The sequence below is a fragment of the Flavobacterium quisquiliarum genome (assembly GCF_019308285.1).
In the GTDB taxonomy this organism is placed as follows: Bacteria; Bacteroidota; Bacteroidia; order Flavobacteriales; family Flavobacteriaceae; genus Flavobacterium; species Flavobacterium quisquiliarum.
Genome location: NZ_WWEM01000016.1, coordinates 18,266 through 40,882 on the forward strand (window position 1 = coordinate 18,266; position 22,617 = coordinate 40,882).

Below are 22,617 nucleotides of genomic sequence, written 5' to 3' on the forward strand. Positions count from 1 at the left end.
CCGCTGGAGCTTTTAATCTGTTGGGCTTAGGTTTTCTATAAATATTGCGCTCTTCCAGAGCTATGCAGGGATTAGAAATATTGTGGAGAAACCCTTTGCGAACCTTGCGTAATCCCTTGCGAACTTTTCGGTTAAATCACTTTATGTAGTTACTATTGTGATTTTTCCTTTTAAATGGAAATGACAAGATTGTGTCTCTTGAACCCGCTTGCGTGAGGGATAGCAGTGGAAAGCCCGGAGCCTGACGAAGGAAGTGCGAGGACTTGTAACGGATAGCCTCCCGATAGCTATCGGGACAAGCACACGCCCAAATTATTGAAAAATAGATTTTTAAAAACTTAACATAATTAATACAAAAAACAATTTTTTATAAAATATTTTTAGCTACTTTAGCATAACAGAACGGAACAGAACGGTATGCTAAAAGAAGAAGAAAAATTTGAGTTTATAATCAATCACGAAAGTGATATTCCAAAGTATCAGCAGTTGGTGGATGGAATTACAAATTCGATTGCGGAGAATATTCTGCAAAAAGGAGATTTGCTTCCGTCGGTGAATGTGATTTGCAAAACATATCAGCTTTCGAGAGACACGGTTTTTAAGGCTTATTCGATTTTAAAAGACCAAAATACGATTGAATCTGTACCGAATAAAGGCTATTATGTAGCGGGAGAAACAAGAAAAGTGCTTTTGGTTTTAGATACGTTTAAGGCATATAAAGAGGTTTTGTACCATTCGGTTGTGAATAATCTGCCCGATAATGTGATTATTGATGTGCAGTTTCATCATTATAATATTGATGTTTTTAAAACGATCATCAATAACGGAATTGGGAAGTATTATAAATACGTGGTGATGAATTTTGATCATCGGGATATTGCTCCGGCATTGTCGGCAATTTCAAGTGACAAATTGCTTTTGATTGACTGGAATATTCAGGCGAAAAAGACGAACAATTATGTTTTTCAGGATTTTGGAAAAGCATTTTATGAGTCTTTGACAGAGGCAGTTTATTTGTTTAAAAAGTATAAAAAGATACAATTTGTCTATCCTGATTTTACGAATCACCCGTGGGAAACAGTGGAATTTTTTAAGAAATTCTGTGCTGATTTTGGTTTTGAATACGAAGTGATTACAGATCCGAAGAAGTTCAATATCGAAAAAGGAATTGCTTATATCAGTGTAAGCGACAGGATTTTAGGGCATTTTTTAGAGCAGTGCAAAGAGAAAGATTACGAACCGGGAAAAGATGTTGGCTTTTTGTCATACAACGAAACCCCGATGAAGAAATTTATATACAAAGGAATTTCGGTTGTTTCAACTGATTTTAAGGAAATAGGAACCAAAGCAGCGGCATTTATTACGCATGACGAAGAAACGAAGTGTTATGTGCCGACAAAATTAATAATAAGAGAATCATTGTAAGTATGTATTATATCGGATATGATATTGGAAGTTCTTCTGTGAAAGCAGCAATTGTTGAAGCAGAAACGGGTAAAAAAGTGATCGTTTTGAATGAACCGCAAAACGAAATGGAAATCCTTTCAATTCACCCAGACTGGGCAGAGCAGGATCCTGAAATTTGGTGGCAATACATTTGTACAGCGACTAAAAGAGCGATTAAAGAAGCAAATATTGATGCGTCTAAAATTCAGGGAATTGGTATTTCATACCAAATGCACGGATTGGTGATTGTGGACAAAGAAGGCGCTCCGTTGCGAAATTCTATTATCTGGTGTGACAGCCGTGCGGTTGAAATTGGGAATAAAGCTTTCGCCGAAATTGGAGAAGAGAAATGTATGTCACATTTATTGAATTCGCCAGGGAATTTTACTGCTTCAAAGCTGAAATGGGTGAAAGAAAACGAACCAGCAGTTTACAATAAAATTGCTAAATACATGCTTCCGGGAGATTATATCGCTTTGAAATTAACAGGCGAAGTAACGACAACTAAAAATGGTTTGTCTGAAGGAATGCTTTGGGATTATAAAGAAAATAAAGTAGCCGATTGGCTTTTAGAATATTACGGAATTGATACCACATTGACTCCGAAAATCGTAGAAAATTTTACAAATCAAGGAGTTGTGACCGAAAAAGCTTCTGCAGAGTCTGGTCTTCCTGCTGGAATTCCGATTGTTTATAGAGCAGGAGATCAGCCAAATAATGCTTTGTCGTTAAATGTACTTCGTTCAGGTGAAGTTGCAGCAACAGGTGGTACGTCGGGTGTTTTCTATGCTGTTACAGAAACAAACTCAGGAAAAAGTACTCGTGTAAACAACTTTGTTCATGTAAATTATACGGAATCAAATCCGAGAGTTGGAAAATTGCTGAATATAAACGGAGCAGGAATCCAATACCGATGGATGCGAAACAATATCGGAAATGAATCCTACGAAGAAATGAATGAAAAAGCATCTCAGATAAATGTAGGTTCACAAGGATTGGTTGTCATTCCGTTTGGAAATGGCGCCGAAAGAATGTTCAATAATAAAAATATTGGATCTCATATTTTAAACCTGAATTTTAATATTCATACCAACGCGCATTTGTTCAGAGCATCTTTAGAAGCAATTGCATTTTCTTTTGTTTACGGAATGGAATGTTTGAAAGATGATAATGCAACGATTAATGTAATTAGAGCTGGAAATGATAATTTATTCCGTTCCGAAATTTTCTCTAATACAGTGGCAACATTAATTGGACATGAAATAGAAATTTACAATACAACCGGAGCAGTAGGAGCGGCAAGAGCAGTTGGCTTGACAGATGGCGACTTTGAAAAATTTGGTTCAGGAATTACAACAAACGATCACGTAATGACCTTTTTGCCTCTAAAAAATAAAGAGGAATACGAAACGGCATATAAAAAATGGAAACAAGAATTAGAATTAATATTAACAAATAAATAAAAAAATCAAATGATAGTTTTAGGAGATAAAGAATACTACAAAGGTATTGGCCAAATTAAATTTGAAGGAAAAGAATCTGATAATCCGTTGGCATTTAAATATTACAATCCAGACCAAGTTGTAGCTGGAAAAACAATGCGTGAGCACTTTAAATTTGCTATTGCTTACTGGCATACTTTCTGCGGACAAGGAAGCGATCCATTCGGGCCAGGAACACAGCAATTTGCTTGGGATGCTTCATCAGATCCATATCAAGCGGCAAAAGATAAGGCAGATGCTGCTTTTGAATTTATCAGCAAAATGGGATTCGATTATTTCTGTTTCCACGATTACGATTTGATTGCTGAAGGAGCAACTTTCGCAGAATCAGAAAAACGTTTGGCTTTTATTACAGATTACTTAAAACAGAAAAAAGCAGATTCTGGAATTAAATTACTTTGGGGAACTTCAAACTGTTTCTCGAACCCAAGATTCATGAACGGAGCCGCTACAAATCCAGATTTTAATGTAGTAGCGAGAGCTGGAGGTCAAGTAAAATTAGCTTTGGATGCAACAATTGCTTTAGGTGGAGAAAACTACGTATTCTGGGGTGGTAGAGAAGGTTATATGTCTTTACTAAATACAGATATGGGAAGAGAATTAGACCACATGGCGCAATTCTTAGCAATGTCTAGAGACTACGCAAGATCTCAAGGTTTTAAAGGAACTTTCTTCATCGAGCCAAAACCAATGGAGCCATCTAAACACCAATACGATTTTGACTCGGCTACAGCAATTGGATTCTTGAAAAATTATGGGTTAGATAAAGATTTCAAAATTAATATTGAGGTAAACCACGCTACTTTGGCTCAGCATACTTTCCAACACGAATTAGAAGTAGCAGCAAAAGCAGGAATGTTAGGAAGTATCGATGCTAATAGAGGAGATTACCAAAACGGATGGGATACAGATCAGTTCCCAAATAACATTCAAGAAACAACTGAAGCCATGTTGGTTTTCTTAAAAGCTGGCGGATTGCAAGGCGGAGGAGTTAACTTTGATGCTAAAATCAGAAGAAATTCTACAGACTTAGAAGATGTTTTCTTAGCGCACATTGGCGGTGCTGATACATTTGCAAGAGCTTTATTGACTGCAGATAAAATCATCACTTCTTCTCCTTACGAAAAATTGAGAACAGAAAGATACAGTTCATTCGATTCTGGAAAAGGAAAAGATTTTGCTGATGGAAAATTAAACCTGAAAGATCTTTATACTATCGCTCACGAAAATGGAGAATTAAATCTTCAAAGCGGTAAACAAGAATTGTTTGAAAATATCATCAACCAATATATTTAATTGGTTTGAGATTAATTAAACACATAGAAACATAGATTTTGATTTGTTGAAAAGAAAAGAGATGAAAGAAAATCTAGATTTTCACACATAGCTATGTGTGTTTAAACTAGTGAAATGCCTTTTATAGATGAAGTGAATCTATGTTTCTATGTGTTTAAATTTTTATTAGTGAGAAACTATCTGAAAATAAATTACATTATGATAGTTGTAAAACGTTTTTAGATAAAAACTTCGAAAATGTGTATTAAGATTATGGCTTTTTACACTGAGATTTAAGAAAACAGATTGAAGGTTTAGTTACTGTTTTTTGAAAATTGAAATTGAGAAAAAGTCAGTTTGATAAAATAATAAGTGAGTATTTTTTATTAAAGGTTTTTTGAAGAGCAGAATCAATCGAAATGCACATTTTTCACTCACTAGAACACACTGAGAACTTTGTCAATGTTTTAAACTTTGACAAAGTTTTTTTTACGCAAAAATACTTTTAACTTAAACCAAAAACTTATGAAATTTTTTATTGACACTGCCAATCTTCAGGACATTGAAGAAGCGCAGGCTTTAGGCGTTTTAGACGGCGTAACCACCAATCCGTCTTTGATGGCAAAAGAAGGCATTACAGGAAAACAAAACATCCTAAATCATTATTTGGCTATTTGTAATATCGTTGATGGCGATGTTTCGGCTGAGGTAATCTCGACTGACTTTGAAGGAATGGTTAGAGAAGGAGAGGAGCTGGCAGCTTTACATCCTCAAATTGTAGTAAAACTACCAATGATTGGTGATGGCATAAAAGCCTGTAAATATTTCTCTTCAAAAGGAATTCGTACCAATGTAACTTTGGTATTTTCTGCTGGACAAGCCTTATTAGCTGCTAAAGCTGGAGCGACTTATGTTTCCCCATTTTTAGGAAGATTAGATGATGTTTCGACTGACGGAATGAACCTAATCGCTGAAATTAGAGAAATTTACGATAATTATGATTATCAGACACAAATCCTTTCAGCATCAGTAAGACATACGATGCATATTATTAACTGTGCAAAAATTGGTTCAGATGTTATGACTGGGCCACTTTCAGCAATCAAAGGATTATTGAAACATCCGTTAACAGATATTGGATTAAAACAGTTTGTTGAAGATGCCAAAAAGATGAATTTATAGTCTTATTTAAGATCAGTTTTCGATCATTTTTACAATCCCCTCTAAGATATTTGGAGGGGATTTTTTTTGAAATAAAAGCAACCGATTGTTTGTTTTGTGCTTTTGTAAGAAATATATTGTTTAGCGGTTAATAGATTGATTAGTAGTTGATAATTGAATAAAATCCTTATTGTATAAGGGTTGGATAAGGATTTTCTCTTCAATTCTTTTTTGCAGTTTCACTACAACGTTTTAGCGGTTTTTGAAAAAATATGAAATTTTAACTTTTTATGTTTTTTTTAAGATTTATAGGTAATTGATTTATTATCTCTAACGTTTTCGTTGTATTAATTCTTGTTTTTGATTATTATTTAAATTTTTAATAATATAAACGAATAATATGTTTTTTTGAAGAGGTATTTTTTTTAAAATGACAAAAAAAATTAACGCAACCGATTGTGTGTTGTTGTTTTTTGTATATATTTGTTTTGACTATAAGTTGTTTTTGTTTGATTTCTTTTAACATAAAAAAAACAAACTATAGGTCAATTAAAAGTAAACTAACTAAACCATACTTATTAACTCATTAAACCAATTATTTATGACTAACTTTTTAATTACTAAAAGCAGATCAAAATACTTTAAGAATTTGGGAGTCCTAATTCTGATACTGGTATGCTCTGCTGCGGTAAATGCGCAAATTACTGTTTCGGGTACTGTATCTGATGGTAGCGGACCAATACCAGGTGTCAATATTATTGTAAAAGGAACTAAAACCAGTACTGTTTCTAACTTTGACGGAACATATACACTACAATCTGTTCCTGCCAATAGTATTCTGGTTTTTAGTTTTATAGGATATAAGCCTCATGAAGTTTTAGTAAACAACAAAACTAAAATAGATGCGGTATTAGAAGAAAATTTAAATGACTTAAAAGAAGTTGTTGTAATTGGATACGGAACTGCTAAAAGAGCAGATTTAACAGGTTCTATTTCGTCTATCTCTAGCGCTGCAGTAACTCAATCAGTTGCTACAACTATTGATCAGGTTTTACAAGGACGTGCAGCGGGTGTGCAGATACAGCAAAATAGCGGTACACCAGGAGGAAGTTCTTCAGTGCGTATTCGTGGTATTAGCTCTATAACCGGTTCAAATGAACCTATTTATGTGATAGATGGTGTTATTATTGATGGAAATTCAGGTTCTTTAAATACCAACCCGCTTGCGGGAATTAATCCAAACGACATTGCTTCTATTGATATTTTGAAAGATGCTTCTGCAACTGCAATTTATGGTTCTAGAGCGGCAAATGGTGTAATCATGGTAACAACTAAAACAGGGAGAAAAGGAGACTTGACTTTAAATTTTGACAGTTATATTGGATGGCAGGAAATGCCTAAACAGTTGCAAGTCCTTAATTTAAGAGAATATGGAACCCTTAAAAATACGCGCTCAGACTTGGGAATTGTACAAAGAGACCCTTATTTTATCCGTCCTGATTTATTAGGCGAAGGAACAAACTGGCAGGATGAATTGTTTCAAACAGGTTTAATTCAAAGCTATAACTTATCTGCGTCTGGTGGTTCTGATACTACAACTTATGCATTAGGGATGTCTTATTTTGATCAAGAAGGAACTATAATTGGATCCTCTTTCGATCGTATGACTATTCGTGGTGTTATCGATTCTCAGGTAAAGAAATGGATGAAAGTGGGGGTAAATATGAATGTTTTTAAAACCAATCAAGTGACCACTGTTAATGATGATTCGGTAATCCTGACAGCTTTAAAACAAACGCCAAATGTGGCAGCCCGAAATGCTGATGGAACTTTTGATGGACCAGATACAACTGAATTCGTTCAAACCAATCCATTAGGAATTGCAATGCTGAAAGATAATCATGGAAAAGATTATGGAGTTAGAGGAAATGTTTATGCAGAAATTAGTTTTACAAAAGATTTAAAACTTAGAACACAATATTCTATAGATTATGGTTTTGGAAACCGATATACTTTTAATCCATCTTATACTTTTGGTGCATTATCAAATGAGGTTAGAGAAGGAACAAGAACAAAATCTACCAGCGAAAACTGGATCTGGACTAACACTTTGACTTATAATAAAATATTTGGAAAACATAACGTTAATGCGATGCTGGCTGAAGAACTTCAGGAAAGAAACTGGGAAAATCTTTACGGCTATCGTTCTGGATATTTGACAAATGGAGCAACAGACTTGAATGCGGGTGATCCAACAACAGCACGAAATTCTAATGCAAGTTCTACAAATTCTCTAAGTTCTTACTTTGGAAGGGTAGCTTATACTTTTGATGACAGATATTTTATAACAGGAACGATTAGAAGAGATGGATCTTCACAATTTGCAGAAGGTAATAAATGGGACTGGTTCCCAGCTGCAGGTTTGGCTTGGAAGATATCAAATGAAGGATTCTTAAAAGATAATCAGACAATTAATAATCTTAAATTACGTGCTGGATGGGGAGTTACGGGTAATTCAAGTGTTCCAAACAATGCTTATACTTCTGTTTATGGTACTTCGGCAACGAATTGGGGAAGCGGACAGATTGCAACCAATACGGCAAATCCAGATTTGAAGTGGGAAAAATCAAACCAGACTAATATTGGTTTAGATCTTGGACTTTTCAATAATAGAGTGGAGATTACCGCAGATGTTTATTACAAAAGAACAGATGACTTATTATTAAGATTGTCACTTCCTGCATACGTAGGAACAACAGGACAAGGATCGACTTCTCCGCCTTTTGCAAATATTGGATCTCTTGAAAATAAAGGTATTGAGTTTACTCTAAACACAATCAATATGCAGAGACCAGATTTTCTTTGGAAATCAAACTTTAATATCTCTATGAATAGGTTTAAAGTATTGAAATTAAATTCTGAGTCAGGAGTTTATGATCAGACTTTACAGCAAGGTTCAGATGTAACAGTGGTTACTCGTAGTGCAGTAGGACAAACATTAGGACAATTTTATGGATATAAAGTTATTGGACGTTTTGAAAAAGCAACAGATTTCTATTATAAAGATGCATCAGGAACTATAAAACCTACAGCATTACCAGAAGGAATGGTTATTGGCGAAAACGGTGTTTGGATTGGAGATTATATGTTTGAAGATGTCAATAAAGATGGTGTAATCAACGAAAAAGATGCTGGTTATATTGGAAACCCTAATCCAGATTTCACTTTTGGTTTTAACAATAGTTTTTCATTCAAAGGATTTGATGTGAGCATTTTATTTACAGGTTCTTATGGAAATGATGTTTTAAATTATCAAAGACGCTGGTTAGAAAATCCTCGTGAAAATACTAATTTATTGAAAACAGCATTGGGATATGCGCAATTAGAATTAATAGATCCGAATGGTCCTAATGATTACAGAAACGTACAAATTGTGGGAGGTGATCCGTATATGCCAAGAATTGGAGCCTCATCAGCATCTTCTGCTTCTAACTATCGTTTGAGCAATAGGTTTGTAGAAGATGGTTCCTATGTTAGACTTAAAAACATTTCTATTGGTTATAATCTACCAAAGGATTTGTATTCTAAATATGGAATTTCAAATATCAAAGTTTACTCAAACATGCAGAATGTTTTAACCTTTACTAAATATAAAGGATATGATCCTGAAGTTGGTGCGATAAATCAAAATCAGCTTTTAAATGGTATCGATAATGGACGTTATCCTTCACCAGTAACAACTACACTTGGAATCAACATTAATTTCTAAAAACTGCACAATGAAAACAAAGAAAATATTTTACACGGCTTTAATTATTGCATTGCCATTTGTTTGGACGAGTTGCAGCGACATTTTGGACGTTGAACCGAATGATGTAATTACTAAAGAAAATTTTTATAAGACTGAATCCGATTTTCAGGCTGCGACAGGACCGTTATACAACAAAGTATGGTTCGATTTTAATGATAAATTTTATTATGGTTTAGGAGATGGACGTGCGGCAAATATGTATGCTCCCTTTTCAGACTATGTATATCCTTTTACAGATTTAACAGAAACTGGATTGACAGGACCATTAGTTTCTGCTTGGGCTTCATTGTACAATGTAGTACAGCAGTCTAATAATGTTATTATTGGGATTTCCGGAAGTCCGCTTAATGATGATATAAAAAACAGATATATTGCTCAAGCTCGTTTTATGAGAGGAACAGCTTACTGGTATCTAGCTTCTCTATGGGGAGACGTTATTATCTCTACAGATCCGAGAGAATTGGTGAAAAATCCAATTGTAAACAAAAATCCAATGAAAGATGTTTACGAATTTTCGATACGTGATTTAGAATTTGCCGCTAAATACCTTCCAGAAACCGCAGGTCAGGCTGGACGTTTGACAAGGTACAGCGCATTCGGAATGCTTTCTCGTGTTTATTTATCATTTTCAGGAGTTAGCGACAATCCAAACAGTGGAACTCGCAGTCAGGAATATCTTGATTTGGCTAAAAAAGCTGCAGAAAAAGTAATGAGTTCTGGCCCTTACAGTTTGATGGCTAATTATGAAGATTTATTCATGATCGATAACAACAACAACTCGGAATCTATGTTTGCTTTACAATGGGTTCCAAACGGAGATTATGGCGTTAACAATACACAGCAGGCTTATTTTGCATTAGGTTCTGATATTACTGGAGATGATGCGGCTTGGGGGTATTGGACAAGAGCATCGTATGATGTTTTAAAAGAATATGAATCAAAAGATCTTCGCCGAAGAGCTACATGGATGGCTGATGATGATTTTTATCCAGAAATTAATAAATCAAACGGTGGCTATACAGTAAATCACAGCAAAGAATTTGTGAACATAAAAAAAGGAGTTGTGGGGTCTACTAAAGACAATTCGAAAATTACCCGTATGAATTCTGCTTTGAATACCAATATGCTGCGTTTGGCCGAAGTTTATCTAAATTATGCAGAAGCTGCCTTAGGAAACAATACTTCTACTTCTGATGCGATGGCTTTAGAGGGCATAAACAAATTACGAACACGTGCAGGTCTTACGCCAAAAACAACTTTAACTTATGCAGATATTATACACGAAAGAAGAGTAGAATTGGCTATGGAAGGTCAATACTGGTATGATTTGGTAAGAAGAGCGTATTACAAACAGCAGGAAGTGATTAATTATATAACAGGACAAGACAGAGGTACAGTTCAGCCTATTCTTTATGATGCTGCAACGAATACAGTTTCCATAGACCCAGCAAGAAGCAGCAGTCCACGTGCCATTGGTGTTATCGATACGACAATTTTCCTTCTTCCTTATCCAGAATCTGAGTTAGTTCAGAATCCGTTATTGAGAGAAAATCCTGTTCCGTATCAGTTTACAGAAGAGAAGATTAAAGATTTATTCTAGTTAGCAGAAATAAAAAAACTAAAGAAATAGTAATATGAAATATATTTTAAATAAAAAGTATTGGGCACCCATCGCACTTCTTGGAATGATGGTTTTCAGTATGTTGTTTACTTCATGTGACAACAACGATTCTGAAGGCGGTTCGATGACAATTACAAGAGTATTTTTGGAAGATATAAACTCTTCTGTGCCAGATAGAGAAGTAAGTTTTGCTCGTTTAGGACAATTATTGCGTATCGAAGGTTCAGGATTTACAGGACTGAAGAAGGTTTATATTAATGGATATTCCACTTACTTTAATGTGGTATTTGTAACAAACAATTCGATGTTGGTCAGTATATCTGCCGATACTCCAGTTTCAGATGCAGATCCTTCAGTAAGAAATACAATCCGTTTTGTAAACGATTCTCATGAAGTAACATTTTCTTTTGAAATTCGTGCAGGAAAACCAGCTATTTCCTCCATTTCGAATACAATGCCAAATCCAGGTGAAACTATTATTGTTTCAGGATCTGGTTTAACGGAAGTAAGCAAAGTAGTTTTTCCAGGAAATATAGAAGTAAAATCAGGAATTACATCTGATGAAGATGGTGAATTCTTTACAGTTACAGTACCAAACGGTGTTTCGGATAATGGAGGTTCATTATTCGTTCAAACTTCAAACGGAGGTGTTTATTCTCCGGCATATTTTAATTGCAAAAGAGGTATTATTTTGGATTTTGATGGAAGAGGACAACATAGTTTCTGGGGAAATCCACCTGCTGAAGGTATGATTCTGGGTACTGATTTGGAATCGGCTTCAATAGGTACAGGAAACCTTTCTCATGGTAAATATGTACCGCATCGTCCAGCTCGCCTTACTTCAATTGCAGCAGCAACAGGCAGAGCAACAGAGGTTTGGACAGGAGGAACTGGTGTTGATAACTGGAGAGCTCAATTCACTCCTTTTATCCCAACAACCACACCGCTCGATAAAGTAGCCTTTCAGTTTGATATTTATGTACCAGATGCATGGAAAGATTCAGGTTATTTAAAAATATGTACAATTAACAATTTCAATGCAGGAACATGGTCTGGAGGAGTTTACAATTACATTCCTTGGCTTGTTGATGGAAAATCTGTCGCTTTCCAAACTACGGGATGGACAACGGTTACAATTCCATTAAATAAATTTTATCAATGGTCTAAAGAAGCTGCTACGTTTGAAACCGTTTTAGCTTATCGTGAAGCTGCAACGTATCAAAACTTTGGTATTTGGTTTGAAAATGCAGATGTAAAAATGAAAGATGTACTGGGAACAGAAAGTACAGTAGAATTCCCTTCAAAAGCAACTTCTGTAAAAGTGTACACAGATAATTGGAGAATTGTACCATTAGATACGCCAGTTTACAATGATTTTAACTAACAAAAACCACAAAATGAAATCTAAATATATCATACCAATAATCGCTTCATCGCTAATGATTTTATCATCATGTGATGATAATTTGATGGAGTGGGGAAAAGACCCAGAACATGGAGCAGTTACAGGAGCTGAGCTTCCTTTAGCTTTAGTAGAAAAAATCAGCCGTTACGAGCCATTAAAAAACTATTCAGATTTTTCATTAGGAAATGGAATCGGAATCAGTTTATACATGAGTGATGCAGCTTATAGAAAAATCGTAAATGATAATTTTGATGAGGTGACTCCAGGTTATGAAATGAAGCATGGTGCTATGGTAAACTCTAAAGGAGAGATTAATTTTACCAATGTAGATGCTTTTATTGCGGCAACAAAAAGTGCTGGATTAACTGTTTTTGGTCATACCTTAATTTGGCATTCCAATCAAAATGCAAGTTATTTGAATGGTATTATTGGACCAACAGTAATTCCTGGTTCAAGTGGAACTAATATTCTAGACCTGACACCTATTAAAAACGGAACCTTCACAGGCTGGACAACATATAATTCAGGAAAAGGAATTACAACTGTTGCCAATTCAGGATTAACTAGTACATCAGCAGCAATTCAGCTGGCATCTAGTGCTTCATCTTCTTTGCCTTATAGTCTTCAATTGACATCTCCAAATGTGCCAATTGTTACTGGACACAATTATGAGATTTCATTCTATATCAAATCAGATATTGCAGGTAAAGGACGTATTTCATTTAATGCTTCTTTAAACTCTCAATATCCTTACAAAGATTGGATGAATACTGGAACAGGGACAGAAGCGTTTGCCACAACATCTTCTTGGCAGCAAGTTAAAATTAAATTGGCTCCAGGAGATTTTAAATCAGGAAGTACAACATTTCAATTTAATATAGATTTAGGATATCTTCCAAATGTAACCTATTTAATTGATGCTAATACTTTGGCAGTTGTGGATCTTGATGCTGCAACAGGACCTGTTAATTTAGTTTCTAATGGAAATTTCAATTCAGGAATTACGGGATGGACTAAAGCCAATGGGGCCGTGGATGCTTTAAGCGCAGGAACAGGAGCTACAAATGTTTATGAGGGAAGCGGATCGATGAAAGTGGTAAATGCAACATCTGATGCTACGAACCAATGGAAAACTCAAATTCAGACTACGTTTACTTCTGCATTGGTAGCAGGAAAAAGTTATACAATTTCTTATATGATTCGTTCTGAAGCCAATGGTTCTGTAAGATGCTCTACTACACCAGGATCATTGGCTAGTTATCAAGGAGATCAGACAACTACTACAGCATGGAAACTGATAGAATGGAAAATAACAGCTAAAGGCGGTGAGACAGGTTTTGGTTTTGACTTAGGTGGTGCTGCAGGAACTTATTATATTGATAATGTTCTAGTAACAGACGGAACATCTTCTGGAGGAGGAGCAACAGCCCCAATTACAATCGAAAAAACCGATGCTGAGAAAACCAAAATTATTGGCGATGCTATGACCGATTGGATTTCTAAAATGATGACACATTACAAAACTAGTGTTTTTGCATGGGATGTTGTAAATGAACCAATGAAAGAAGACGGAACTCTAAGAAATGGAACCGAAGGCGATACAGCAACAGATTATTTCTCATGGGTAAAATATCTTGGAAAAGATTATGCCGTAAAAGCATTCAAATTAGCACGTCAGTACGGAAATACAACGGATAAACTTTTCATTAATGATTACAATTTAGAATCTAGATTGGATAAATGCGATGGATTAATCGAATATGTAAAATATATCGAAAGCCAAGGAGCTCAAGTTGATGGAATTGGTACGCAAATGCACATTGGTTTAACAACAGATAAAGATAAAATTGTTCAGATGTTCCAAAAATTGGCGGCATCAGGAAAATTGATTAAAATTTCTGAATTAGACATAAGATTAGGAACTGCAACACCAACTGTAGCACAACAGGCTTCGCAAGCAGAAATGTATCAGTACGTAATCGATATGTACAAAAAATACATTCCTGTGGGACAACAATACGGAATCACGATTTGGGGTGTTTCTGATAATGCTAAAGAGCACGAATACTGGCTTCCAAATGAATCCCCAAACCTTTGGGATGCCAATTACGTTCGTAAACATGCTTATAAAGGAGCTGCTGATGGTCTTGCTGGAAAAGACGTAAGTAAAGATTTTTCAGGAGAATTAGTTAAGTAATTTTTAAGTTAGTTTTAATCCATAATATGAACCGTAAAAAGTTTATATTATGGATTATTTATTTTTTAATTTTTTAAAAGAATTAGAATGTTCCAATTTTCCCAAAGTACGGCTGTAATACTATTTTTTGTTCTGACTCAATTTGGTTTTTCTCAAGAGAAAATACCTCATCTGCAGCAAAAAGGAAATAAAACGCAGCTCATTATCAATAATAAACCTTTTATAATACGAGGTGGAGAATTAGGAAATTCTTCTGCCACCAGTATGGAAAGCATGGAAACCATTTGGCCCAAATTGGTTGACATGAATCTCAACACTGTTTTAACACCAATCTATTGGGAACTTATAGAGCCAGAAGAAGGGAAATTTGATTTTGCTTTGGTTGATGATTTAATTCTTAGAGCCAGAAAAGAAAATTTAAAATTGGTCTTCTTGTGGTTTGGATCATGGAAAAACAGTATGTCAAGTCATGCGCCAGCTTGGGTTAAACTAAATCAGAAAAAATATCCTAGAGTTAAAGATGACAAAGATAAAAGTCATGAGATTTTAACACCTTTCAGCGAAAATAATCTACAGGCAGATTTAAATGCATTCAAAAAATTAATGTCGCACATTAAAGATTTCGACCAAAAAGAACAAACCGTAATTATGATTCAAGTTGAGAACGAAATCGGAATGCTACCAACGGCTCGTGATTATAACTCTTTAGCGAATACCGCTTTCAAAAAAGAAGTGCCAAAAGAATTGATTCAATATTTACAGAAAAACAAAGAAAAACTGGTTCCAGAATTCTTGGAAATCTGGAAGAAAAACGGATTCAAAACTGCTGGAAATTGGGAAGACATTTTTGGAAAAGGCCTGCATACCGATGAAATTTTTATGGCTTGGTATTTTTCAAAATTTACTAATATAATTGCAAAAGCAGGAAAGGATGTCTATCCAATTCCGATGTTTGTGAATGCAGCTTTAAATGCACCAGAGAAAAAACCGGGACAATATCCAAGTGCTGGACCGTTGCCACATCTTATGGATGTCTGGAAAGCAGCAGGAAATTCAATTGATTTTCTAGCGCCAGATTTTTATAATCCGTCATTCAAACAATGGAACGATTTGTTTACGCGACAAGGCGATCCATTATTTATTCCAGAACATCGTTTTGATGAAACGGCGCCTTTTAAAGGTTTGTATGCTATCGGACATTATGAAGCCATTGGATTTTCGCCTTTCTCAATAGAATCGGTTGCCGATGCGAAAAAAGAACCGCTTGGGAGAATCTATGATTTAGTCCAGCAGTTAACACCAACAATTGAAGCCAATAAAGGACAAGGAAAAATTGATGGTGTTTTACTAGACAAAGAAAATAATACTCAGATTATAAAAATGGGTAATTATGAATTCACCTTTAAGCATGATTATACGCTAAATTGGTCTGATGGAGCAAAAGAGAATGTTTGGCCAATGTCAAGTTCCATTATTATAGAAATTGCTAAAGACGAATTTTATATTGCAGGTTCTGGTATTGTGGTCACTTTTAAATCTTTAAAAGAAAATCTAAACGCAGGGATTTTAAAAACCGATCAAGGGAGATTTGAAAATGAAAAATGGAGAACCATCAGGCATTTTAATGGCGACCAAACGCATCAAGGCAGACATTTGAGAATTTCAGTTGGCGATTACGAAATCCAGAAAATAAAATTGTATAGTTATGAATAAGTTTTTTTAGCCACGAATTTCACGAATTTTTTTATTAAAATCTTTGTCTGCAGAATAATCAAATTACACAAATTAATTTGTGTAATTGCTGATAATTAAAACACAAAGAAAGAATTAGATAAATTCGTGAATTCGTGGCGAAAAAATTGACACCAAGAAAGACTAAATAGCATGAAAAAAATAATACTACTTACATTTCTAATATCTTTTGCAATCAATGCACAGATAAAACTGCCGCGATTAATAAGCGACGGAATGATTTTACAGCGTGATACCAAAATCAATATCTGGGGATGGGCATCGCCGAAAGAGAATATAGAACTCGATTTTAAAGGGAAAAAATATAAAACCATTACAGCCGAAGATGGAAAATGGACCATTCAGCTTCCGTCACAAAAAGCAGGCGGTCCGTTTGAAATGACTTTAAAAGGAATCAATACAATTGTTCTGAAAAATATTCTTTTTGGAGATGTCTGGCTGTGTTCAGGACAATCGAACATGGAACTTCCAATGGACAGATTGAAGGATAAATATAAAGAAGTAATTACTAAATCTGAAAATTCAAAAATCAGACAATTTTTAGTTCCAGACGAATACTACTTCGAAAAAGAAAGAAACGATTTCTCAACAGGGGCATGGGTAGAAGCAAATCCGCAGAACGTTTTGCAATTTACGGGTGTTGGTTATTTTTTTGCTTTAGAAATCTATGAGAAATACAAAGTTCCAATCGGATTAATCAATAGCGCTTTGGGTGGTTCTCCGGCAGAATCTTGGATTAATGAAGAAGGAATTAAAAAGTTTCCAGAATATTATCAGGAATTTTTAAAATTTAAAGACGGAAAACTTGAAAAAGAAATTGATGCAAACGACCGAAAAGTAAGTTCAGATTGGTATAAACTATTAAACGATACAGATCTTGGCTTAAAAAATAAATGGAAAAATACAACTGATGTTTCCGACTGGAAAACGATGAATATTCCAGGTTATTGGGCCGATGGAGAACTGGGAAATTTAAATGGTCCTGTTTGGTTTAAAAAAGAATTCACTTTAGGTAAAATCAAAGAGAGCCAAGCGAAAATTATTCTAGGAAGAATTGTCGATGCCGATTCTGTTTTTGTAAACGGAAGTTTTGTGGGAACCACTTCTTATCAATATCCACCTCGAATTTATTTTTTCAATTCATCTATTTTGAAAGAAGGAAAAAACGAGATTACAATTCGTGTTATTAACAACTCAGGCAGAGGCGGTTTTGTAACGGATAAACCTTATGAACTAATTATTGACGATAAAACTATTGATTTAAAAGGAAGCTGGAATTATAAATTAGGCTCAAAAATGCTTCCGTTACCCGGACAGACTTTTGTACGCTGGAAACCAGTTGGATTGTATAATGCTATGATTGCGCCAATTAAAAATTATTCTCTGAAAGGAGTTTTGTGGTATCAAGGCGAAGCCAATACAAAAAAGCCTTTGGAATATACCGCTTTAATGGAAACATTAATAAATACGTGGCGTACAGAATTAAAACAGGAAAAACTTCCTTTTCTACTTGTTCAACTGCCAAATTTTATGGATCCAAAACCAGAACCAACTGAAAGTAATTGGGCAGTTTTAAGACAGCAGCAAAGTAAGGTTTTAGAAATTCCAAATACCGGAATGGCAGTTGCCATAGATTTAGGAGAATGGAATGACATTCATCCTTTGAATAAATCTGATGTGGGAAAACGATTAGCTTTACAGGCTAGAAAATTAGTTTACGGCGAAAAAAAATTAGTCACTTCCGGTCCTATTTTTAAATCAATGGAACAAAAAGATGAACAGCTTGTTTTAAGTTTTGACAGTTTAGGAACGGGTTTAATGAACAAAGGCGGTAATACTTTAAACGGTTTTGCAGTTGCTGGTGCAGATGGAAAGTTTGTTTGGGCAAAAGCAACTATCGAAGGCGATAAAGTTATGGTGTGGAATAATGATATTCGTAATCCTGTAAAAGTGCGTTATGCTTGGGCAGATAATCCATTTAATGCTAATTTATATAATCAAGAAAATTTGCCAGCTTCGCCGTTTGAAGCAGGGTTGAAATAGATTTTGATTGCGAGAACTTTGTCAAAGTTTTAAACTTTGACAAAGTTGTTAGTCTATTTAGACATCTAGTTTTATCATAGAAATCGAAATGACAAACTATACGAAAACCTCAAAGACAATTTTAATTCTCAATTTTTAATTAACAGTCATCAGCATTTTTAAAAAAGTAGTAACCGCTTTTTTCTCATAAGCTTCTTTCAAAGAAATCAGCATGGCAGTTCTCGTCATATTTTTGCCGCTTATGGGAATCGCGTGCAGATCTTTTTCGTTTTCAATTGTCGTTTTCGTTAAAATGGTATGCCATTTTCCTGTTTTAATCAGTTCGAGTAAAGTTGGAATATCATTGATTTCGATGGTAACTTTTGGATTGAGATTGTCATTTTTGAAAGCTTTATTGATGAATTGTGTTGTGCTAAAACCACTCGATGGAAGTGCAAGCGGTAAGGAACTCACTTCGCTTAAAGAAATACTATTTTTATTGGTAAATGACGTTTCAGTTGAGGTAACTAAAGCCATTGGAGATGTAAATAATTCCCTGTATTTGAAATGCGCTTCAGAAGCAATTTCTTCGAAAGTCAAAATTACATCAAGTTCAAAATGATTTAGTTTATGAATTAATTCTTGTGAAGTTCCAAAGACGATTTCGAATTGAATTTTAGGGAATTCAGAACTGAAAACAATTAACGCTTTTGTAACTACATGACGTAAGGCGTATGTAACGCCAATAGCAACTTTCCCCGTTTCAAGATTATTCAAATCTTTTAAAAGTTCAAATCCGTCAGAAGCTTTGTTGACAGATTGCTGCGCGTAAACCGAGAATAAATCTCCAGCTTCTGTAAGCGTAATCCGTTTTCCAATTCTATTAAAAAGTGGTACCTGCAATTCGTCTTCTAATTGTTTAATTTGTTGTGATAATGTGCTTTGACTGATATAAAGTGCCGACGCGGCTTCAGTAAAATTCAATAATTCTTTTGCTTTCAGAAAATATTTAAGCTGTCGAAGTTCCATTTCTAAATCGGTTTTATCGATTGATTTTATCGAAAAATAAGGTTTTACAAATATAGAAATTCTTAAGAACTTTGTAATGTTTCAAAATCAAAGCAGAACAAAAATGAAAATTATAGCTTTACAAGAAGGAAATTATATTGCCAATTCTAAAAAAGAGTTTCAATTAATTACAGAAAACACCACCGAAATGGGGCTTAAAATGGCCATCCAGCCTTTTGTTGTTATTACAGATAATGACGTCATATTATTAGATTTTGGTTTAGGATTTATGAATGATGGAATTCCGTTTATTCATGAAATGCTTCGAAAAAATAATATTGGTCCAGAACAAATTACAAAAATTTTGGTTTCGCATCTGCATAAAGATCATATTGAAGGAATTGGTTATTTTGAAAATGGAAATTTGGTTCAAAATTTTCCTGATGCAACAATTTACATTCAGGAACGAGAAATAGATTTTGCTTTGGAACAAATCAATAATCCTTCTTATGTTTTTGAGATATTAAATGAACTGAAAAAATTGCCTAATGTCGAGTTAATGAATGATGATAAAGGCAATATTACAAATGAAATTTTCTACGAAGTTTCAGCAGGACATACAAAATTTCATCAAGTTTTCTGGATCAAAGCCGATGATGAAATTGTTTTTTACGGAGCAGATGATTTACCTCAAAAAATATACTGGTCGATGCATGTCGCCTACAAAACGGATTTTGACGGAAAACGTGCTAGAGAATCTCGTAAAAAATGGGAACAGCAGGCCAAAGACGAAAATTGGAAAGTGCTTTTTTATCACGATATGAAAATGCCTGTTTTAGAAATTTTTGAGCAAAAAATGGAAAACGTTTCCTAAATGAAAGATTTAAAATCAATTCCTGCTTTAGTTATTTACGGTTCGTTGACGCCTGGACAATCCAATCATTCGGTTATGGATCCTATAAAAGGAGAATGGCATAAAGCGATTATAAAAGGAAAATTGGAAGAAGGAGGCTGGGGTTCGTCATTAGGTTATAATGGTTTTATTCCTGTGAATTCTGAAGAAGCCGAAATTATAAATTGTTATGTTCTTTTTTCAGAAGATCTAACAGCAAATTGGGATTATCTAGACGAATTTGAAGGCGACGGTTACACTCGTATCGAAACCGAATATGAACTCGAAACCGGAAAAAAGGGAATAGGATTTATTTATGCTTTAAAACAATAAGTCAATAAATTCAGATTAATTTACTTAGTCTGAATTTTTTTTTAGCCGAAAACAGCAGAAACAAAACACTTCTCACTTTTTCTTCCAACGAAGAACGCAGTATAGAAAACGCTTTAGTGATCTGGGCTTCAACGGTTTTAATCGAAACATCCAAATGTTCCGCTATTTCAATATTGGTCAAACCTTCTTTTTTACTCAGAATAAAAACCTCTTTGCATTTTGGAGGCAGATTCTGAATTTCTTTATTCACAGCATTTAAAACTCTCTGAAAAGCTTCAGAATCTTCTTCCTGAACAATTCCGTTCAAAGCATCGTAATAGGATTTTTCTAATGAAAACAAAGACTGATTTTTTCGATATAAATCGATGAACTCATTATAAGTTAATTTATAAAGAAAACTTTTTAAGGAATGTTCCGGTTTTAATCTCGTACGCTGTTCCCAAACCTTAATAAAAACATTCTGTACAATATCTTCCGCGCTGTAAACATTCTTAACCAAACTGTTAGCGTAAACGCAAAGTTTATGGTGATAGGTATCGATTAAATAAGTGTACGCCATTTCATCTCCATTTTTTAGAGATTCAATAAGTATAGTATTATCGCTGTAATCACCCGTTTTCATAAAAACAAATATATAAATTTATAATTTTCACTGTCCAAATAAGACCTTTATTTGCTAAAAATCTTCATTTTTGATAATTTCTATTTGAAATTTATTACAAATAAAAACCCGAAAAAAGGCAAAGATAAAAACATTTATTCTTTTATTTCTATCAAATTAGTAGAATTTATTGAGAGAAAAAACTTGTGAAAAATAAAAAAAGCATCAAAATGAAAAAAACTTTATCAAATTGTTAGGGTTTTGTTTTTTTGCTTCGTAATAATATTAAAAACAACTAAAATGACCGTGAAAAAATCAGAACGATTAATCGTGAAATTTATCACAAATCAGGCAAGTCAGGAAGAGATTGAACAGCTGACTGAATGGCTGAAGCAAGATGAAAATCAAATTGTGTTTAAGGATTTTGTGAAAACCAATTACGCAATAGATACTGCTATGAACAATTTTGATTCTACTGAAGTTAGAAAACAGCTTTCAGAAAGAATCAGAAAAGAAAATAATGCTTTTTATAAAAGAAGATTTTCATCATACTATAAATATGCAGCGATTTTGATTGTGGCTTTGGGTGGATTTTATTTTTATAAAAATTCAGATACCGTAACAAAACCAAAACAAAATGTAGTAATTCCGAGAGAAGATGAAATTGTATTGCAACTTGGAAACGAATCACAGAATCTTAAGCTAAATGAAGCAAGAAATATAACTGATAAAAATGGAAATGTAATTGGAAGACAGGAAAAAGATAGATTGGTTTATACTAAAGCTTATGCCGAAGGTGCATTGGTTTACAATACAATCCGAATTCCGTACGGGAAAAAGTTTGAAGTACAATTGTCTGATGGAACGCTGGTACATTTAAATGCTGGAACATCATTACGTTATCCAGTGCAGTTTGTCAAAAATCAAAACCGACAAGTGTATCTTTTAGGTGAAGCTTATTTTGAAGTTGAAAAAGATAAAGAACATCCGTTTAACGTAAATACACAAAACATAAATGTTGAGGTTTTGGGAACTAAGTTCAACGTTGATACCTATAGTGAAAATTCAAGTACAGATGTGGTTTTGGTTGAAGGTAAAGTGTCTTTATATAAAGATCAAAAAACAAAAGAAAATCAAGTATATCTGAAGCCTGGAGAAAAAGGCTCAAATGAAAGAGGGCAGTCAAAAATTACAAAAGAGCAGGTGAATACAGAATATTATACCGCTTGGGTAACAGGAAGTCTGGTATTTAAAAATGCTTCATTTGAGAATATTATTAAAAAACTGGAACGTCGTTATAATGTGACTTTTATCAATAGAAATAAAGCACTAGGAAAGGAAATTTTCAATGCCCGTTTTGATAACGAACCAATTGAAGTAGTCTTGAAATATTTTAGCGATAGTTATGCTATTGATTACGATATAGATCGGGATAAAATTACTATTAAATAGAATTAAGAATTAAGAATTAAGAATTAAGAATTAAGAATTAAGAATTATAGTTAGAATCTAAAATCTAAAATCAGAAATCTAAAATAAATTAAACGCCTATGTAACAAAATCCAAAAATGAAAAGGATCGTTATAAAAAA

The 22,617-nt window shown here is 34.2% G+C and carries 15 protein-coding genes; 13 read left to right on the forward strand and 2 right to left on the reverse strand.

Annotated elements, in window-relative coordinates; translation table 11 throughout:
- Positions 1–417: 417 nt before the first annotated feature.
- The 10 genes from GSY47_RS06260 to GSY47_RS06305 all read left to right on the forward strand — a co-directional run bounded on the left by GSY47_RS06260 (position 418) and on the right by GSY47_RS06305 (position 18,213).
- A complete protein-coding gene (locus tag GSY47_RS06260) occupies positions 418–1,425 on the forward strand; it encodes a GntR family transcriptional regulator (RefSeq protein ID WP_179002504.1) in 1,008 nt (335 codons plus the stop codon).
- Positions 1,426–1,427: 2 nt separating this feature from the next.
- Positions 1,428–2,909 (forward strand): xylulokinase, encoded by a 1,482-nt coding sequence (locus GSY47_RS06265; protein WP_179002503.1) that lies wholly within the window; start codon positions 1,428–1,430, stop codon positions 2,907–2,909.
- 9 nt (positions 2,910–2,918) lie between these two features.
- A complete protein-coding gene (gene xylA / locus GSY47_RS06270; protein ID WP_095931314.1) occupies positions 2,919–4,244 on the forward strand; it encodes a xylose isomerase in 1,326 nt (441 codons plus the stop codon).
- A 504-nt stretch (positions 4,245–4,748) separates the two neighbouring features.
- Positions 4,749–5,405 (forward strand): fructose-6-phosphate aldolase, encoded by a 657-nt coding sequence (fsa, locus tag GSY47_RS06275; RefSeq protein ID WP_179002502.1) that lies wholly within the window; start codon positions 4,749–4,751, stop codon positions 5,403–5,405.
- A 580-nt stretch (positions 5,406–5,985) separates the two neighbouring features.
- Positions 5,986–9,153 (forward strand): SusC/RagA family TonB-linked outer membrane protein, encoded by a 3,168-nt coding sequence (locus GSY47_RS06280; protein WP_179002501.1) that lies wholly within the window; start codon positions 5,986–5,988, stop codon positions 9,151–9,153.
- A gap of 10 nt (positions 9,154–9,163) precedes the next feature.
- Positions 9,164–10,795 carry a RagB/SusD family nutrient uptake outer membrane protein gene (locus tag GSY47_RS06285; protein ID WP_179002500.1) on the forward strand — a complete coding sequence of 544 codons (1,632 nt, stop codon included), beginning with the start codon at positions 9,164–9,166 and terminating at the stop codon, positions 10,793–10,795.
- A gap of 34 nt (positions 10,796–10,829) precedes the next feature.
- Positions 10,830–12,200, forward strand: coding sequence for a glycan-binding surface protein (locus GSY47_RS06290; protein ID WP_179002499.1), 1,371 nt, complete (start codon positions 10,830–10,832; stop codon positions 12,198–12,200).
- 13 nt (positions 12,201–12,213) lie between these two features.
- Entirely contained in the window at positions 12,214–14,418 is a 2,205-nt protein-coding gene (locus tag GSY47_RS06295) for an endo-1,4-beta-xylanase (protein ID WP_179002498.1), read from the forward strand.
- 87 nt (positions 14,419–14,505) lie between these two features.
- Entirely contained in the window at positions 14,506–16,131 is a 1,626-nt protein-coding gene (locus GSY47_RS06300) for a GH35 family beta-galactosidase (RefSeq protein ID WP_179002497.1), read from the forward strand.
- A gap of 171 nt (positions 16,132–16,302) precedes the next feature.
- Positions 16,303–18,213: a sialate O-acetylesterase gene (locus GSY47_RS06305; protein ID WP_179002496.1), complete on the forward strand. Its 1,911-nt coding sequence runs from the start codon at positions 16,303–16,305 to the stop codon at positions 18,211–18,213.
- A 135-nt stretch (positions 18,214–18,348) separates the two neighbouring features.
- Here the strand turns inward: GSY47_RS06305 and GSY47_RS06310 are convergent, their stop codons facing one another.
- The gene (locus tag GSY47_RS06310; RefSeq protein WP_179002495.1) at positions 18,349–19,221 is read right to left on the reverse strand and encodes a LysR substrate-binding domain-containing protein; all 873 of its coding nucleotides are present in this window, start codon (positions 19,219–19,221) and stop codon (positions 18,349–18,351) included.
- A gap of 103 nt (positions 19,222–19,324) precedes the next feature.
- On the opposite strand from GSY47_RS06310, the gene GSY47_RS06315 reads away from it, so the two are divergent.
- Both GSY47_RS06315 and GSY47_RS06320 read left to right on the forward strand, forming a co-directional pair.
- Complete coding sequence (locus GSY47_RS06315) at positions 19,325–20,074, forward strand: MBL fold metallo-hydrolase (RefSeq protein WP_179002494.1); 750 nt, start codon at positions 19,325–19,327, stop codon at positions 20,072–20,074.
- On the forward strand, positions 20,075–20,425 hold the full coding sequence (locus tag GSY47_RS06320) for a gamma-glutamylcyclotransferase family protein (protein ID WP_179002493.1): 351 nt from the start codon (positions 20,075–20,077) through the stop codon (positions 20,423–20,425). It abuts the gene before it with no gap.
- Between the two features lie 10 nt (positions 20,426–20,435).
- Here GSY47_RS06320 and GSY47_RS06325 read toward each other — a convergent pair whose 3' ends face one another.
- Complete coding sequence (locus tag GSY47_RS06325) at positions 20,436–21,047, reverse strand: RNA polymerase sigma factor (protein WP_179002492.1); 612 nt, start codon at positions 21,045–21,047, stop codon at positions 20,436–20,438.
- Between the two features lie 279 nt (positions 21,048–21,326).
- Here GSY47_RS06325 and GSY47_RS06330 point away from each other — a divergent pair, with 279 nt between their 5' ends.
- Entirely contained in the window at positions 21,327–22,478 is a 1,152-nt protein-coding gene (locus GSY47_RS06330) for a FecR family protein (protein WP_179002491.1), read from the forward strand.
- Positions 22,479–22,617 lie beyond the last annotated feature (139 nt).

Coding starts and splice junctions, on each gene's coding strand:
- GSY47_RS06315 (WP_179002494.1), top strand. CDS start 19,325: ATGAAAATTATAGCTTTACAAGAAGGAAATTATATTGCCAATTCTAAA.
- GSY47_RS06320 (WP_179002493.1), top strand. CDS start 20,075: ATGAAAGATTTAAAATCAATTCCTGCTTTAGTTATTTACGGTTCGTTG.
- GSY47_RS06290 (WP_179002499.1), top strand. CDS start 10,830: ATGAAATATATTTTAAATAAAAAGTATTGGGCACCCATCGCACTTCTT.
- GSY47_RS06260 (WP_179002504.1), top strand. CDS start 418: ATGCTAAAAGAAGAAGAAAAATTTGAGTTTATAATCAATCACGAAAGT.
- GSY47_RS06265 (WP_179002503.1), top strand. CDS start 1,428: ATGTATTATATCGGATATGATATTGGAAGTTCTTCTGTGAAAGCAGCA.
- GSY47_RS06325 (WP_179002492.1), bottom strand. CDS start 21,047: ATGAAAACGGGTGATTACAGCGATAATACTATACTTATTGAATCTCTA.
- GSY47_RS06295 (WP_179002498.1), top strand. CDS start 12,214: ATGAAATCTAAATATATCATACCAATAATCGCTTCATCGCTAATGATT.
- GSY47_RS06310 (WP_179002495.1), bottom strand. CDS start 19,221: ATGGAACTTCGACAGCTTAAATATTTTCTGAAAGCAAAAGAATTATTG.
- GSY47_RS06330 (WP_179002491.1), top strand. CDS start 21,327: ATGACCGTGAAAAAATCAGAACGATTAATCGTGAAATTTATCACAAAT.
- GSY47_RS06280 (WP_179002501.1), top strand. CDS start 5,986: ATGACTAACTTTTTAATTACTAAAAGCAGATCAAAATACTTTAAGAAT.
- xylA (WP_095931314.1), top strand. CDS start 2,919: ATGATAGTTTTAGGAGATAAAGAATACTACAAAGGTATTGGCCAAATT.
- fsa (WP_179002502.1), top strand. CDS start 4,749: ATGAAATTTTTTATTGACACTGCCAATCTTCAGGACATTGAAGAAGCG.
- GSY47_RS06305 (WP_179002496.1), top strand. CDS start 16,303: ATGAAAAAAATAATACTACTTACATTTCTAATATCTTTTGCAATCAAT.
- GSY47_RS06300 (WP_179002497.1), top strand. CDS start 14,506: ATGTTCCAATTTTCCCAAAGTACGGCTGTAATACTATTTTTTGTTCTG.
- GSY47_RS06285 (WP_179002500.1), top strand. CDS start 9,164: ATGAAAACAAAGAAAATATTTTACACGGCTTTAATTATTGCATTGCCA.